At 75.0% G+C, this 15,892-nt stretch carries 14 protein-coding genes; 9 read left to right on the top strand and 5 right to left on the bottom strand.

What is annotated here, in order from left to right; genetic code table 11:
* Positions 1–31: 31 nt before the first annotated feature.
* Positions 32–1,354 (top strand): class II 3-deoxy-7-phosphoheptulonate synthase, encoded by a 1,323-nt coding sequence (locus BJY28_RS11725; RefSeq protein ID WP_343037172.1) that lies wholly within the window; start codon positions 32–34, stop codon positions 1,352–1,354.
* A gap of 84 nt (positions 1,355–1,438) precedes the next feature.
* Here BJY28_RS11725 and pknB read toward each other — a convergent pair whose 3' ends face one another.
* Together pknB and BJY28_RS11735 are read right to left on the bottom strand one after the other, a co-directional pair.
* Positions 1,439–3,376: a Stk1 family PASTA domain-containing Ser/Thr kinase gene (pknB, locus tag BJY28_RS11730; RefSeq protein WP_343037083.1), complete on the bottom strand. Its 1,938-nt coding sequence runs from the start codon at positions 3,374–3,376 to the stop codon at positions 1,439–1,441.
* 47 nt (positions 3,377–3,423) lie between these two features.
* Positions 3,424–4,608 (bottom strand): LysM peptidoglycan-binding domain-containing protein, encoded by a 1,185-nt coding sequence (locus BJY28_RS11735; protein ID WP_179463176.1) that lies wholly within the window; start codon positions 4,606–4,608, stop codon positions 3,424–3,426.
* A 292-nt stretch (positions 4,609–4,900) separates the two neighbouring features.
* Between BJY28_RS11735 and BJY28_RS16350 the strand changes: the two genes are divergently transcribed.
* Positions 4,901–5,389, top strand: a complete 489-nt coding sequence (locus tag BJY28_RS16350; protein ID WP_343037084.1) for an Rv2175c family DNA-binding protein — start codon at positions 4,901–4,903, stop codon at positions 5,387–5,389.
* Between the two features lie 83 nt (positions 5,390–5,472).
* Here BJY28_RS16350 and BJY28_RS11745 read toward each other — a convergent pair whose 3' ends face one another.
* Positions 5,473–6,555 (bottom strand): polyprenyl synthetase family protein, encoded by a 1,083-nt coding sequence (locus BJY28_RS11745; protein ID WP_179463177.1) that lies wholly within the window; start codon positions 6,553–6,555, stop codon positions 5,473–5,475.
* A gap of 129 nt (positions 6,556–6,684) precedes the next feature.
* On the opposite strand from BJY28_RS11745, the gene metF reads away from it, so the two are divergent.
* The 7 genes from metF (at position 6,685) to BJY28_RS11780 (ending at position 15,069) form a co-directional block, all read left to right on the top strand.
* Positions 6,685–7,593, top strand: coding sequence for a methylenetetrahydrofolate reductase [NAD(P)H] (metF, locus tag BJY28_RS11750; protein WP_179463178.1), 909 nt, complete (start codon positions 6,685–6,687; stop codon positions 7,591–7,593).
* A 134-nt stretch (positions 7,594–7,727) separates the two neighbouring features.
* Positions 7,728–8,075 (top strand): DUF6504 family protein, encoded by a 348-nt coding sequence (locus tag BJY28_RS11755; RefSeq protein WP_343037085.1) that lies wholly within the window; start codon positions 7,728–7,730, stop codon positions 8,073–8,075.
* 5 nt (positions 8,076–8,080) lie between these two features.
* Positions 8,081–8,569, top strand: a complete 489-nt coding sequence (locus tag BJY28_RS11760; RefSeq protein WP_218875314.1) for an SAV_6107 family HEPN domain-containing protein — start codon at positions 8,081–8,083, stop codon at positions 8,567–8,569.
* Positions 8,566–12,435 carry a DNA polymerase III subunit alpha gene (locus BJY28_RS11765; RefSeq protein WP_179463179.1) on the top strand — a complete coding sequence of 1,290 codons (3,870 nt, stop codon included), beginning with the start codon at positions 8,566–8,568 and terminating at the stop codon, positions 12,433–12,435. The genes BJY28_RS11760 and BJY28_RS11765 overlap by 4 nt, the downstream gene beginning before the upstream one ends.
* A 37-nt stretch (positions 12,436–12,472) precedes the next feature.
* Positions 12,473–13,246, top strand: a complete 774-nt coding sequence (locus tag BJY28_RS11770) for a methyltransferase domain-containing protein (protein WP_179463180.1) — start codon at positions 12,473–12,475, stop codon at positions 13,244–13,246.
* 13 nt (positions 13,247–13,259) lie between these two features.
* Positions 13,260–14,564, top strand: a complete 1,305-nt coding sequence (gene dinB / locus BJY28_RS11775; protein ID WP_179463181.1) for a DNA polymerase IV — start codon at positions 13,260–13,262, stop codon at positions 14,562–14,564.
* 61 nt (positions 14,565–14,625) lie between these two features.
* Positions 14,626–15,069 (top strand): DUF3040 domain-containing protein, encoded by a 444-nt coding sequence (locus tag BJY28_RS11780; RefSeq protein ID WP_179463182.1) that lies wholly within the window; start codon positions 14,626–14,628, stop codon positions 15,067–15,069.
* A gap of 10 nt (positions 15,070–15,079) precedes the next feature.
* On the opposite strand, the gene BJY28_RS11785 is transcribed toward BJY28_RS11780, so the two are convergent.
* On the bottom strand, positions 15,080–15,625 hold the full coding sequence (locus BJY28_RS11785) for a DUF456 domain-containing protein (protein ID WP_343037086.1): 546 nt from the start codon (positions 15,623–15,625) through the stop codon (positions 15,080–15,082).
* A gap of 34 nt (positions 15,626–15,659) precedes the next feature.
* Entirely contained in the window at positions 15,660–15,881 is a 222-nt protein-coding gene (locus BJY28_RS11790; RefSeq protein WP_179463183.1) for a DUF7455 domain-containing protein, read from the bottom strand.
* Positions 15,882–15,892: the final 11 nt, after the last annotated feature.

Consider the following 15,892-nt stretch of genomic DNA (forward strand, 5'->3'; position numbering starts at 1 on the left):
GGAGACCCTCACCGGGCTCGACCCGGCCACCGTGGCCGAGCAGCTCGGCGCCGACCGGCCCGCCGCCCAGCAGCCCACCTGGCCCGACAGCGACGCGCTCGACAGCGCGGTGAGCACGCTGCGCGCGATGCCGCCGCTGGTCTTCGCCGGGGAGTGCGACGACCTGCGCGACCGGATGGCCGCCGCCTCGGTCGGCGAGGCCTTCGTCCTGCAGGGCGGGGACTGCGCCGAGACCTTCGTCGACGCCACCGCGGACAACATCCGCGACCGGGTCAAGACCGTCCTGCAGATGTCCGCCGTGCTCACCTACGGCGCCGGCATGCCGGTGGTGAAGATGGGCCGGATGGCCGGCCAGTTCGCCAAGCCGCGCTCCAAGGACACCGAGACCCGCGACGAGGTCACCCTGCCGGCCTACCGCGGCGACATGGTCAACGACTTCGCCTTCACCGAGCAGGCCCGGCGCCCGGACCCGCAGCGCCTGGTCAACGGCTACCACGCCAGCGCCGCCACGCTGAACCTCGTCCGCGCCTTCACCCAGGGCGGCTTCGCCGACCTGCGGCGGGTGCACGACTGGAACCGTGGCTTCGTCTCCAACGCGGCCAACCAGCGCTACGAGGGCCTGGCCCGGGACATCGACAAGGCGATGCGCTTCATGGCGGCCTGCGGCGTCGACTTCGAGGCGATGCGGGCGACCGAGTTCTGGTCGGCGCACGAGGCGCTGCTGCTGGACTACGAGCGCCCGATGACCCGGATCGACTCGCGCACCGGCGACCTCTACGACACCTCCGGCCACTTCCTGTGGGTGGGCGAGCGGACCCGGCAGCTGGACGGGGCGCACCTCGAGTTCGTCAGCCGGGTGCGCAACCCGATCGGGATGAAGGTCTCCGACAAGGCCGACCCCGACGAGCTGCTGCGGGTCATCGACAAGCTGGACCCGCACCGCGAGCCCGGCCGGCTGACCTTCATCACCCGGATGGGCGCGGGCACGATCCGCGAGGCGCTGCCGCCGATCATCGAGCGGGTGCGCGACTCCGGCGCGATCGTCACCTGGATCTGCGACCCGATGCACGGCAACACCTTCGAGTCGGCCTCCGGCTTCAAGACCCGGGCCTTCGACGACGTCGTCGACGAGGTGCGCGGCTTCTTCGAGGTGCACCGGCAGCTGGGCACCGTCCCCGGCGGGCTGCACGTCGAGCTCACCGGCACCGACGTCACCGAGTGCCTCGGCGGCGCGGAGCGGATCCTCGACGAGGACCTCAACAAGCGCTACGAGAGCGTCTGCGACCCGCGGCTGAACCACCGGCAGAGCCTCGAGCTCGCCTTCCTCACCGCGGAGATGCTCGCCGAGCGCTGAGCGTCCGCCTCGGCACCTCGTCTCGACACCGCGCGCCTGGGCACCTCGCCACATCGCGGGTGGAGGTGACCTGACGCGCTGGGCTCAGACCACGAGGATGGTTACCGTGCTGCCCTTCGGAGCCGAGGTCCCGGCCTGCGGGTCGGCCGCGCGCACCTCGTCGAGCACCCCGCCGAGGAAGGTCTGCACCTTGACCGTGAAGCCCGCCTTCTCCAGCTTGTCCGTGGCGGCCGCCTTGCTCAGCCCCTCGACCGAGGGCACGTCGACCATCTCGGGGCCCTTGGAGACGGTCAGCGTCACCGTGTCGCCGCGGTAGAGCTGGCCGGTGGCCGGGTCCTGGGTGGCCACGCTGCCCTTGGGCACCGAGGAGCTGAAGGCGTCGTCGGCGCGGGTGACCTCCAGCCCCAGGTCCTCCAGGGTCGCCGTGGCGTCGTCGAAGCCCTGGCCGGTGACGCTGGGCACGGTGATCGGCTCGGGACCCTTGCTGATGACGAGGTCGACCGCGTCGTCCCGGCGCAGCTCGACGCCGCTCTCCGGGTCGGAGGAGACGACCTGACCGGTCGGCACCTCCTCGTCCCAGGCCTCGGTGACCTCGCCTACGGCGAGGTTGAGCTCGTCCAGGGCGCTGCCCGCCTGGTCCCGGGTGCGGCCGCTGAGGTCGGGCACGGCGTAGCGCTCGGGGCCCTTGGAGAAGGTCACCGCGATGTCGCTGCCCTTGCCGACCTCGCTGCCGGTGCCCGGCCGCGAGCCGATCGCCTCGCCGGCCGGCACCTGCTCGTCGAAGGCCTGGGTGGCGTTGAGGTCGAGGTCGCTCTCGGCGAGCCGGTCCTCCACGGCCGCCTGGTCCAGACCGGCCACCTCCGGCACGGTCGTCCGTGAGCCGGGCCCGGCCAGGGCGTACCAGCCGCCGGCCGAGGCGAGCAGCAGCACGAGGGCGAGCAGCAAGGCCAGCAGGCGACGGCGTCGTACCCGGGCGCTGGTGCGTCCTGGCGGCTCCGACGGGCCGGTCGGCACCACCGCGGTCGACCCCTCGACGGTCGCCCCCTGAGCGGTCGAGCCGACGGCACCGGCCTCGGTGATCGCCCGGGTCGGGGTCGGTCGGGGGTGGGCCACGGTGGCCGCGCCCCGTGGTGCCGGGGCCGCCACCGCGGGCCGGCTGTCCAGCTCCTCGGGCGTGAGGTCGGCTCGCACCCGGCGCACCTGCTCCAGGTAGGCGCCGGCGTCCCGCGGGCGCTGGTCCGGGTCGATGGCGGTGGCCGCGGCGACCAGCTCGTCCAGCAGCGGGGAGAGCCCGGCGGAGCGGGAGGAGGGCGCCGGGACACCGCCGTGGACGTGCTGGAAGGCGACGTGGATCGGGGTCTCGCCGTCGATGGCCGTGGTGCCGGTGAGCAGCTCGAAGAGCAGCAGCCCGGCCGCGTAGACGTCGCTGCGCGGGTCGGCGACGCCGCGCTCCACCTGCTCGGGGGAGAGGTAAGAGACGGTGCCGAAGAGGACCCCCTCGTTGGCCGTCGTCGTCTGCGAGGTGACCGCCCGGGCCAGGCCGAAGTCGGCGACCTTCACCGGGCCGCGCTCGGGGATGAGGACGTTCTCGGGCTTGACGTCGCGGTGGATGTAGCCGGCCTCGTGGGCGGCGGCCAGCCCGGTGAGCACCGGCTCGAGGATGTCCAGGGCGGCGCGCGGGGTCAGCGCGCCCTCGTCGTCGACGACCTCGCGGGCGGTGCGCCCCTCGACGTGCTCCATGGCCAGGAAGACCAGGCCGTCGTGCTCGCCCTGGTCGTAGACCGGGACGACGTTGGGGTGGCTCAGCCGAGCCGCCGAGCGGGCCTCGCGGCGGAATCGGGCGACCAGCCGCTCGTCGCTGGTGAGGTCGGGGCGCATGACCTTGAGGGCGACCTCGCGCTCCAGGCGCAGGTCGGTGGCCAGCAGCACGCTGGCCATGCCGCCGTCGGCGATGTGCCGGAGCACGCGGTAGCGACCGTCGACGGTCTCGCCGACGAGCGGATGGGTCCCGGTCGCTGCCACGCCCAAAGTCTAGTTTCGCCCCCTTCGTCCCCGGCCCGGCGCCCGGCTCACAGCTGCCGCTGCAACGCCTGCACGTTGCGCACGTAGGAGCGGGTGTCGGTGTACATGCCGTTCTCCTCGACCGAGCCGAGGCCCTGGTAGTAGCCGGCGATCGCGTCGGCGGGGGAGTCGGCCATCTCGGTGAGCGTCTTCAGCAGCAGCACGCCGGCGGTGATGTTGTCGTCGGTGTCCAGCAGGTCGAGCTCGCGGCCGGCCATCTGCGAGGCCCACTCCCCGGAGCTCGGGATGACCTGCATGGTGCCGATGGCGTCGGCGACCGAGACCTTCTGCTGGTTCCAGCCGGACTCCTGGTAGGAGATCGCCAGGGCCAGGGAGGGGTCGACGCCGTGGCGGCGGGCGATCGCCGTGATCTTCTCCTTGGTCGCGGTGCGCGAGGGCACGGTCCGCGACTCCAGGATGCTGCGGTGCCGGTCCGCCGAGGCCACCACGTCGTCGGCGTAGGTGCGCCCGGCGAAGGTGTTGCCCCCCGAGGTGGACGAGCCGGAGGAGGAGCTGGTCGAGGACGAGGAGCTGGTCGAGGTGCTCGTGGACGAGCCGCCCGGGACCCGCAGGCGCTGCCCGGGCCGGATGAGCTCGTCGGTGCTCAGGTCGTTGACCCGGGCGAGCCGGGCGGTGGAGGTGCGGTAGCGCTGGGCGATGCCGTCCAGGGTCTCGCCGGTGCGCACGGTGTGCCGCGAGGCGCTGGTGCGCTGGTCGGCCTGGGTGCTGCGCTTGGCCGGTCGGGCGGCGGTGCCGGTGACCCGCAGCCGCTGCCCGGGCTGGATGAGCTCGCTGCTGCCGATGCCGTTGAGGCGGGCCAGCCGGGTGACGCTCATGTCGTGCCGCCGGGCGATCCCGTCGAGGGTGTCGCCGGTGCGCACGGTGTAGCCGCGGGTCGGGCCGCTGCGTCCGGTGCCTGCGGAGGAGCTGGTCTCGGTGGAGCCGCTCGAGGCGCTGGGGATCACCAGGCGCTGGCCCGGCCGGATCATCGAGGTGGCGTCGAGGTGGTTGCGCCGGGCGATCGCCCCGGGGGAGACGTCGTAGCGCTCTGCGATGTCGTAGACCGTCTCACCGGTACGGACCGTGTGCCGGCGCCCTTCGGCCTCCTCGGCGGTGGCCACCTGCTCGTGCGCGTCGAGGACGGGCAGGTCGGCGGCGACGGCGGGGGTCGGGACGACGAGGGGCAGGACCACGGGGCCTCCGGACGTGACGGGCGGGCCGGTGGCCGCCCGGGACGGGTGGGTCGGTCGTGGTGACGACCGACGATCGGGTACGCACCGAGCGGGCGCGACCGGTGCGGCGGTGTCAGTGTTGCGGTGTCAGATGATGTTGTTGTGACGTCTGGCGCAGCTGTGATGTGTGGTGCTGATGTGAGCTGTGATGCTGCTGAGACGTCTGATGCTGCTGTGCACGACCGTAGCGGAGGACGCGCGCCGGAGCCGGGTGCTCGCTCCCTCGGGGTGTCGCGGCTGCCAGACTGCCGCCGTGACCGACGCGAGCAGCACCGACGAGAGCAGCCCCGACGAGAGCAGCACCGACGACCGCAGGGTCGACCAGGGCGCGAGCAGCCAGGACCGGGCCCCGGCCGAGGCCGCAGCGCCTGGTAGCCCGGTGCCCGCCCCCGACCCGCTGGACGAGCTGGAGTGGCTGACGCTGCCCGACCTCGCCGAGCGCCTCGGCCTGCGGCTGACCCAGGTGCGTCGGCTGCTCGACGACCGGGTCCTCGTCGGGATCCGGCGCGGCGAGCGTCGGGTGCTCAGCGTCCCGGCCGACTTCCTCGACGATGAGGGCCCGCTGCCGGCGCTGGCCGGGACCTTCACCGTGCTGGCCGACAGCGGCCTCGACGACGCCGAGATCATCGCCTGGATGACCGCCCGTGACGAGACCCTGCCGGGCGGGCCGACGCCGCTGGCGGCGATCCGCGCCGGGCACAAGACCGAGGTGCGTCGCCGGGCCATGGAAGAAGCCCTCTGAGGGGCCGCCCCGGGAGGTGAGCCTCGGGGGCGCGGGCGGGTGGGGTCAGACGCTCGGTCGGTCCGGTCTGAGGCGGTCCCGGCTCAGGTGCTACGCGCGGTGGTGATCTCCACCAGCTCGGCCAGCACCGCGGCGGCTCCCGGCTCCAGCCCCGGCGCCGCGGCGAGCGCCTCGTGCGCCCGTGCCGCCCCGCGGGCGATCTCGTCCTCCACCGCCGCCACCGCACCGGTGTCGGTGAGCACCGCGCGGAAGGCGTCGACGTCGGCGGTGCTGAGGTCCGGGTCGCCCAGCCAGGTCTCGATCCGGCGGGCGTCCAGGTCGTCCGCCCCGGCCAGGGCCCGGGCGACGAGCACCGTGCGCTTGCCCTCGCGCAGGTCGTCGCCGGCCGGCTTGCCGGTGCTGGCCGGGTCGCCGAAGACGCCGAGGACGTCGTCGCGCAGCTGGAAGGCCCGGCCCAGCGCCAGGCCGTAGCGGGAGAGCGCGGCGCGGTCGTCCGGGTCGGCGCCGCCGGCGGTGGCGCCCAGCAGCAGCGGGTGCTCGACCGAGTACTTGGCGCTCTTGTAGGTGATGACGTGCCGGGCCCGCTCGATCCGCTCCTGCTGCGGCAGGTCGTGCCACGGGCGCACCGCGGTGACCACGTCGAGGTACTGGCCGGCCATGAGCTGGGTGCGCATCCGCTCGAAGACCTCGCGGCCGGCCATCAGCGCCGCCGGGGGCAGCCCGCTGCCGGTGTAGAGGTCCTCGCACCACTGCAGGCACAGGTTGCCGGCGAGGATGGCCCCGGAGAGCCCGAAGCGCTCGCCGTCGCCGAGCCAGCCGCGCTCGCGGTGGGCCGTGGAGAGCACCCGGTGCGCGGCCGGGCGCCCGCGGCGGGTGTCGCTGTCGTCCATGACGTCGTCGTGCAGCAGCGCGGCCGCCTGGAAGAGCTCCATCGCCGCGGCCACCCCCACGGCGCCGTCGTCGTCCGGCTGCCCGGCGGCCCGCCAGCCCCAGTAGGCGAAGGCGGCCCGCAGCCGCTTGCCCCCGGAGAGCAGCTCGCGCACCGGGGTGATCAGGTCGGCGACGTCCGGGCCGATCTCGGCCAGGGTGCGCTCGTGCCGGTCCAGCTCGGCGTCCAGGCGGTGCTGGACACGCCCGCGCAGGTCGTCGGCGAAGGGGTCGGTCACGCGGGCTCCTCGTCTGCGTCTGCGCGCCTGTCCTGGGGCGCGGTGGGTTCGGTGGCGTCCCTGCGGCGCTGGTCTCACCGTCGGGTCGGTGGCAGCCTACGACGCCGGGCCTCGGTTATCGTCGCCGCCATGAGCGAGCAGCCGCTGCGTCCCGAGTCCGGGGTGGGCACCATCCGGCGCCACCTGAGCGACACCCGACCCACGGTGAGCTTCGAGTTCTCCCCGCCGAAGGACGACACCGGCGAGGAGGCCCTCTGGGAGGCCCTGCGCCAGCTCGAGGCGGTCGGCCCCGACTTCGTCTCGGTGACCTACGGCGCCGGCGGCTCCAGCCAGGACCGCACGCTGCGGATCACCGAGGAGATGGCCCGGCGCACCTCGCTGACCGCGATGGCCCATCTCACCTGCGTCGCGCAGTCGGTGGACGACCTGCGCGAGGTGCTCGCCGGCTACGCCGCGGCCGGCATCGACCACGTCATGGCGCTGCGCGGCGACCCGCCCGGCGACCCGCGGGGCGAGTGGGTGGCTCATCCCGGCGGGCTGGACCACGCCGACCAGCTGGTCTCGCTGGTGCGCGGGTCCGGGGACTTCGAGGTCGGGGTGGCCGCCTTCCCGGACGTGCACCCGGACTCGGCCTCGCTGGAGGAGGACGTGCAGACCCTGGTGCGCAAGGCCGACGCCGGGGCCACCTTCGCGGTCACCCAGATGGTCTTCGACCCCGAGACCTACCTGCGCCTGCGGGACGCGGTCTCGGCGCGCCGGGAGATGCCGATCTCGGCCGGGATCATGCCGATCACGAGCATCCGGCAGATCACCCGGATGGCCGAGCTCATGGGGACCCCGCTGCCCGAGGCGGTGCTCTCCCGGCTGCGGGCCGTCGAGGACGACCCGGCAGCGGTGCGGGAGGTCGGCATGGACATCGCCACCGAGCACGCCGAGCGGATGCTGAGCGAAGGGGCGCCCGGGCTGCACTTCATCACGATGAACCGCTCCACCGCCACGATCGAGCTGCGCTCCCGGCTGGCGGGCCAGCTCGGCTGAGCGAGGGCCCGCCGCCGAGGTCGGGGCCGCCGAGGTCGGGGGATCGGTGAGGTCGGCGCCGCTGCGGGGTTGACCGGCTGTCGGTGACTCGGGGTAATCTTCGAACACACGTTCGAAGCACCCGAGGAGGAGCCGTGTCCCGCCGCGTCGAGGAAACCATCGAGGTCCGCCTGACCAGTCCCGAGGAGATCCCGTCCGGGGCCTCGTCCGGGACCCTGACGACCGGCGGTGAGCCGTCGCCGGACCAGTTCCTCTGGCGCGGGCGGCTGTACCGGGTGACCGGGGTGGTCGACCGGTGGCAGGAGCGTCGCTCGTGGTGGCGCGAGGCCACCCGTGAGCGTCCGCTGGGGGCCGTGCCGACCGGCCGTCAGGTCTGGCGGGTGGAGGCCAGCCCGGGCCGTTCCGGCGTGCCCGGGGTCTACGACCTCGCCGACGCCGAGGGGCCGGACGGCTCCTGGCGGCTGCTGCGGACCCAGGACTGAGCGGCATGATGCGCACCACCAGCACCCCCACGTCCGGCACCGCCACGACGGGCACCGCCACGACGGGCACCTCCACGCCCTCGCCGCTCACGCTGCCCTCGGTGACCACGGCCATGGACCTGCTCGCCGCGGCCGGGCAGAGCCTCGGCGAGGCGCACTGGGCGGCCACCCTGCACGCCCGCTACGCCAGCACCCGGGTGGCCGTGCTGCGCGCCGCCGCGGCCGTCCTGGCCGTCCGCGGCGGCCCGCACCGCGGCCGTGGCCCGACCCCGGTGTGGGAGCTGCTGCCCCGGCTGGCCCCCGAGCTGACCGAGTGGGCCGAGCACTTCGCCGCCGCCCTGCCCGAGGACCCCGCGGACGGGCGCGGGCCGGTCTGCGTGCGGGTGGTCGACGACCTGCTGCGCGACGGCGAGGAGTTCACCCGGATCGTCGCCCGGACGCTCGGCCTGCCTCCGGTCCCGGTCACCGCCGACCTGACCACCCTCACCGGATGAGACCGGGAGCGGGCGACGGCTTCGCCCATCTGCACGTCGCCTCCGGCTTCTCGCTGCGGCACGGCACGAGCACCCCCGAGGACCTCGTCGCCCGGGCCGTCGAGCTGGGGCAGCCGGCGCTGGCGCTGACCGACCGGGACGGTCTCTACGGCGCGGTGCGCTTCGTCCGGGCCGCCACCGCCGCCGGTGTCGCCCCGGTGCTCGGGGCGGACCTGGCGATGGGCACCACCGCGCTCGGCGGACCCACGGTGCCCCGCCCGGGCGGGCGCACCCCGGTGCGCGGCGGCGCCGAGGTCGACCCCCGGCTGCCCCGGGTGACCGTGCTGGCCCGGAGCGCGGCCGCGGGCGTGCCGCACGCCGCCGGCTGGGCGGCCCTGTGCCGGCTGGTCAGCGACACCCACCTCACCGGAGAGCGCGGCGACCCGGTGAGCACGCCGGAGATGATCGCCCGTCGGGCCGCCCCGGCCGGCTCCGCGTCCGCCACGGGGCCGGGGGAGCCCGGGCCGCTGCTGGTGCTGCTCGGTCCCGGCTCCGACGTCGGTCGGGCGCTGCTGGCCCGGCGTCCCGAGCAGGCCCGTGCCCTGCTCGCCGCCTGGCACCGGCTGCTGCCCGGCGCGGTCGCGGTCGAGGTGGTCCACCACGGGGGCCCGCCAGGCACCCCGGCCTCGCTGTCCCACGCCGCGGCGCTGCTCGGGCTGGCCGACGCCACCGGCACCCCGGCGGTGCTCAGCGCGAGCGTGCGCCACCTCGACCCGCAGGACGCGGTCGTCGCCGACGTGCTCGACGCCACCCGACGCCTCGTGGTGCTCGACGAGCGTCATCTCGACCGGGTCACCGACGCCGCCCACCTGGCCGGCACGGCGAGCATGGCGCGGGTCGCCCGCCAGGTGGCCGAGGCCGCCGGCGGCGCCGGCCGGTACGCCGGGGCCGGCCCGGGGGAGCGGGCCGCGGCGCTGCTGCAGGACACCGTGGCCACCGCCCTGGCCTGCGCCCAGGACGCCCGCCACGACCTCGGCATCGGCCGGGTGCACCTGCCGGAGGCCGGGGTGCTCGGCCTGCGCCCGGACCAGGACCCGCAGCGGGTGCTGGCCGAGCGCTGCCGGGCCGCCGTCGGCAGCCGCTACCCCGGAGCCTCCGCCCGGCTGCAGCGCCAGGTCACCGAGCGGCTCGAGGACGAGCTCGACGTCGTCGCCGCGCTCGGCTACCCCACCTACTTCCTCACCGTCGCCGCCGTCGTCGACCTCATCACCGAGGCCGGGGTGCGGGTGGCCGCCCGCGGCTCCGGGGCCGGCAGCCTGGTCAACCACCTGCTCGGGATCAGCGCCATCGACCCGGTCCGGCACGACCTGCTCATGGAGCGCTTCTGCTCGCCGCTGCGGGCCGAGCTGCCGGACATCGACATCGACGTCGAGTCCGCCCGGCGCACCGAGATCTACGAGCGGATCCTCACCCGCTTCGGCCGCGAGCGGGTCACCTGCGTCTCGATGATGGACACCTACAAGGCGCGGCACGCCATCCGCGACGTCGGCGCCGCCCTCGGGATGGCCCCGACCGAGATCGACGAGCTGGCCAAGTCCTTCCCGCACATCCGTGCCCGGGACGTGCGCCACGCCCTGACCGAGCTGCCCGAGCTGCGCGCCCGCGGCCTGGACGGGCCCGACGGGCACCGGCTGAGCACCCTCTTCGACCTCGTCGAGCGGCTCGACGGGCTGCCCCGGCACATCGCCCTGCACCCGTGCGGGGTGGTCCTCTCCGACGCCGGCCTGCTGGACCGCACCCCGGTGGAGTCGAGCTGGCTGGGCTTCCCGATGAGCCAGTTCGACAAGGACGACGTCGAGGCGCTCGGGCTGCTCAAGCTGGACGTCCTCGGGATCCGGATGCAGTCGGCGATGGCTCACGCCGTCGCCGAGGTGGAGCGGGTCGACCGGCGCCGGATCGACCTCGACGACCGCGACGACGTGCCGCTGGAGGACCCGGCCACCTTCGCCATGATCCGCACCACGCACACCCTCGGCTGCTTCCAGATCGAGAGCCCGGGCCAGCGCGAGCTCATCGGCAAGCTGGGCCCGACCGTCTTCGACGACCTCATCACCGACATCTCCCTCTTCCGGCCCGGGCCGGTGAAGTCGGACATGATCCGGCCCTTCCTCGAGGCCCGGCACGGCTGGAGCAGCCCGCAGTTCCTGCACGAGAGCCTCGTCGACGCGCTCGCCGAGACCGAGGGGGTGGTCGTCTTCCACGAGCAGGTGCTGCGGATCGTCGCCGAGACCACCGGGGTCACCCTGGCCCAGGCCGACGAGGTGCGCCGCACCATGGGCACCCCGGACGGGCAGCAGCGGATCGAGGCGTGGTGGCGGCCGGCGGCGCTGGCCCGCGGCTACCGCCCCGAGGACGTCGACCGGATCTGGCAGGTGCTGGCCGCCTTCGCCTCCTTCGGCTTCTGCAAGGCGCACGCGGCCGCCTTCGCCATGCCCACCTACCAGTCCGCCTGGCTCAAGACCCACCACCCGGCGGCCTTCCTCGCCGGGGTCCTCACCCATGATCCCGGGATGTACCCCAAGCGGCTGCTGCTGGAGGAGGCGCGGGCGCTCGGGGTGGCGATCCTGCCGGTGGACGTCAACGCCAGCGGCGCCGAGTACCGGGTGGAGCGGCTCGACCCCGGCGCGCGCACCCTGGGGGAGGCGCGGCCCCCGGCCGACCCGGACCTGCCGGACGGCACCGGCTACGGGATCCGGGTGGCCCTGGCCGACGTGAAGGGGATCAGCGAGGAGGAGGTCGCCCGGATCGTCGCCGGCGCCCCCTACGAGTCGCTGACCGACGTGTGGACCCGGGCCCGGCCCAGCCGACCGGTCCTGGAGCGGCTGGTCCTCGTCGGCGCCCTGGACGCGGTGCACGGCACCGGCACCACCGGTGGCGGCCTGGGGCACCGCGGTCGGCTCACCCGGCGCGACCTGCTGCTGCACGTCGCCGAGCTGGACCGGTGGTCCCGGGCGAGCGGCCGGGGCGCCCGGCCGCGACGATCCGGGAAGGGAGCGTCGGTGCCGGCGGCGGGATGGGTCGGTGACGGGATGCCGGGCGCCCAGCAGGTGCGCCGCCGCGGGGTCGCCCCGGTGGCCAGCCAGCTCACCCTCGACCTCGGCGACACCCCGGAGCTCGGCGAGGGGGCCGGGCTGCCGGAGATGAGCGTGCCGGACCAGGTCAGCGCCGAGCTGGACATCCTCGGCCTGGACGCCTCCCGGCACGTCATGGACTTCTACGCGCCGATGCTGCGCGCGCTGGGCACCACCCGCAGCGCCGACATCCTCGGCGCACGCAGCGGGTCCGAGGTGCTCACCGCGGGGGTGAAGGTGGCCACCCAGACCCCGCCGGTGCGCTCCGGGCGACGGGTGGTCTTCCTCACCGTCGACGACGCCAGCGGCCCGGTGGACGCCACCTTCTTCGAGGACGCGCAGGGGCCGTACGCGGCGACCGTCTTCCACTCCTGGCTGCTGCTGGTCCGGGGCACGGTGCGGCGCACCGGTGAGCGTGGGGTCTCGCTGCTGGCCTCCGGTGCCTGGGAGCTCTCCGGGCTGTGGGAGGCCTGGCAGACCGGGGGGATCGAGGCGGTGCACGCGGCGCTCGCGGCGGCCGACGCGCTGGCCCAGGAGCGGGCCGACGCGGGAGAGGGTCGGCGGTCCGGTGCGGCGGGGAGCCAGGACGGCGGGACCGAGCAGCCGGGCGGCGGGGAGGGGCCGCGCCGACGTCGGGTGCTGGTGCACGCCTCGGGCTACCGGCAGTCGCCCTACGCCGACACCCGGCCGGCGGGGGAGTCCCCCTCGACCGGTCGCAAGCTGTGGCACGCCTCGCCGGGCAGCTCGGGGTGGTGACGGGTCGCCGTCACCCCTGCCGTCTAGGGTGGTCGACGTGAGTGACGAGCGACGACGCCCCCGCCGCGGCGGCCTCGAGGGCAACCTGCGCACCGCCGCCGTGTGGACCCAGGTCCGCGACCTCGCCAAGGAGCGCCAGGCCGAGCTCTCCCGGCCGTTGCGGGTGCTCGACCTGGGCGGCGGCACCGGCGGCCTGGCCGTCGGTCTGGCTGAGCAGGGGCACTCGGTCACCGTCGTCGACCCCAGCGCCGACGCTCTTGCCTCGCTGCGCCGACGGGTCTCCGAGTCGCCCGCCGCCGGGCGGATCAGCGCGGTCCAGGGCGACGCGGACACCCTCGACGGCATCGTCGCCACCGGCTCGGTCGACCTGGTCTGCTGCCACGACACCCTCGAGGTCACCGACGACCCGGCCGCCACCACCGCCCGGATCGCCGAGGTGCTCGCCCCCGGCGGCCACCTCAGCCTGGTCACCGCCCAGCGGGTGGCCGCGGTGCTCTCCCGGGCCCTGGCCGGCCGCTTCGACCAGGCCCGGGCGGTGCTCACCGCGACCGACGGCCGCTGGGGACCCACCGACCCGGCTCCGCGCCGCTTCGACCGCGACCAGGTGCTCGACCTGCTCGGCCGCGCCGGCTTCACCATCCTCGACGTGCGCGGGGTCCGGCTCTTCAGCGATCTCGTGCCCAGCGCGCTGGTCGACTCCGAGGCCGATCGGCTCGCCCTGCTCGAGCTCGAGGAGCTGGCCGCGACGGACCGCGAGCACCCGGGGCTCAGCGAGCTGGGCACGAGCATGCACGTGCTCGCCCGGCGGTGACCGACCCGAGCCGATGAGCCGGCGTCAGTTCTCGCCCCCGCCGCGCACCGGCGACGGGCCGCCGGACGACACCGGCTGCACCGTGCTGCACGTCGACATGGACGCCTTCTACGCCTCGGCCTCCCTGCTCAGCCGGCCCGAGCTGGTCGGCACCCCGGTGATCATCGGCGGCGGCGGCCGCGGGGTGGTGCTCTCGGCGACCTACGAGGCCCGGGCCTTCGGGGTGACCTCGGCCATGCCGATGGGCCGGGCCCGACGGCTGTGCCCGCAGGCGACGGTGATCGCCCCCGACCACGACCTGTACTCGCGCATCTCCGCCGCGGTGATGGAGACCTTCGCCGACGTCACCCCCTCGGTCGAGCCGCTCAGCCTCGACGAGGCCTTCCTCGACGTCGCCGGGGCGGTGCGCCTCATGGGCAGCCCGGCCACCATCGCCGGCCGGATCCGGGACACCGTCGCCGACGAGCAGGGCATCACCTGCTCGGTCGGGGTCGCCGGGACGAAGTTCGTCGCCAAGCTCGCCTCCTCCCTGGCCAAGCCGGACGGGCTGCTCGTCGTCCCGGTCGCCGAGACCGTCACCTTCGTCCAGCAGCTGCCGGTGGGCGCCCTGTGGGGGGTCGGGGACAAGACCGAGGAGGCGCTCTCCCGGCTCGGCCTGCGCACCGTCGCCGACATCGCGCACACCCCGCGGGAGACCCTGGTGCGCGGGCTGGGCGAGGCCACCGGCGCGCACCTGCACGACCTCGCCTGGGGCCGCGACCCCCGGCGGGTCGAGCCGGTGCGGCGCGAGCGCAGCATCGGCCACGAGCAGACCTACGGTCACGACGTCGACGACCCCGTGGTGGTGCACCGCACCCTGCTGCGGCTCTCCGACCGGGCCGCCGCCCGGCTGCGCTCGCACGGCCTGGTCGGACGCACGGTGAGCATCAAGGTGCGGTTCGCCGACTTCACCACGATCACCCGGTCGCGGTCGCTCGGGGAGGCCACCGACATCAGCCGGGACATCCACGCGGTCGCCCGGGACCTCTACGACGCCCTCGGGCTGCAACGGGCGCGGGTGCGCCTGGTCGGGGTCCGGGTCGAGCAGCTCTCCGACGCCTCGAGCACCCCGGTCCAGGTCCGCCTGGACGAGCCCGACCACGGCTGGCGGGAGGCGGACCGGGCGATCGACCGGGCCAGCGCCCGCTTCGGCGCCGGCAGCGTGCGCCCGGCCAGCCTCATCGCCGAGCAGGACCGCCGCTCGCCGCCGCCGGGAGGCGGGCCCGGGACCGCCAGCAGGGGCCGACCTACCGAAGGTCGCGATCGCGACCTAGACTGAGCGGTAGACCACACCGCCGTGACCAGCGGCGGCGGTCCCGACAGCACACCAAGGAGGGGCAATGGCTCTGTCAGAGCGCGAGCAGCAGATGCTCGACCAGATGGAGCAGGCCCTGCGCGCAGAGGACCCGCGCTTCGCCTCGCAGATGAACGGCAGCTCACGGCTGCCGGAGGACCGTCGGCGGCTGCTCGTCGGCGGCCTGGGGGCGCTGGCCGGCCTGGGGCTGGTCATCCTCGGCATCAACACCACCATGTGGATCGGCGTCGCCGGCTTCGTCCTCATCGTCGCCGCGGTCGCCTTCGCGCTGGCCCCGCGCAAGGGCGGCGGCAGCGACGAGGGCCTCGCGGTCGTCGCCGAGGACGGCTCGGTGCAGCAGCCGCGGCGGGCGAAGAAGCCGCGCCGCCGCCCGCAGGGAGCCGCCCGGCCGCAGAACCGGGGAAGCTTCATGCAGCGGATGGAGCAGCGCTGGGACGAGCGGCGCCAGGGCGGCCAGGGCCGCTTCTGACCGTCGCGGGTCAGGCCATGTGGGAGGCGATGCCCGCCACCCACACGAAGCCGATCGCGGCCGCGGTGAGCAGTTCGATGCCCATGCTGTGCACCACGCCGCGCAGCGCCGCCCGGGTCGCGTCCCAGGCCTTCGACAGCTCGCGGTAGCGGGCCAGCTCGACGAGCATGATGCCGCCGACGAAGAAGAGCGGCAGCCCCACGACCGGCACGACGAAGAAGCCGACGATCCCGGCGACCGCCGCCAGCAGCAGCGTCGAGGTGGCCACCCCGTCGCGGCGCATGCGTCGCCCGGGGACGAGCACCTGCAGGGCGACGCCGCACAGGTAGACCAGCACCGCGACGCCGAAGGTCATCCAGGCGCGGGTGCCGCCGGTGTCGATGGCCCAGACCAGCACCGTCGCGGTGCACAGCAGCAGGCCCGGCAGCACCGGCAGCACGATGCCCACGACCCCGATCGCGAAGGCCAGGGCGAAGAGCCACATGGCCCACGTGACCGGGTCGGGGGCGTCGCTCAGGGGCAGGGCGCCGCCCAGCAGCGGAGCGACGGTGCTCACCGTCGCCGCTGCCGGGTCGTCGGCGCCGGGGTGCTCAGCGCTCCCCGTCCGGCGCCACGGCCGGGGTCTCGTCCAGGGAGGAGGACTGGTCGTCGATCTCGGCCAGGTCCTTCAGCGCGGGGATGTGCTCGCGGCCGTGGTGAGCGCAGAAGAGCAGCTCACCGCCCGCGTGCAGACGCGCCCGCACGTACGCCCGGGCTCCGCAGCGGTCGCAGCGGTCGGCCGCGGTCAGGGGGCTCACCAGGGTTGCGTTCACGTCTCGCCTTC

This window comes from Janibacter alkaliphilus (genome assembly GCF_013408565.1).
Lineage (GTDB): Bacteria > Actinomycetota > Actinomycetes > Actinomycetales > Dermatophilaceae > Janibacter > Janibacter alkaliphilus.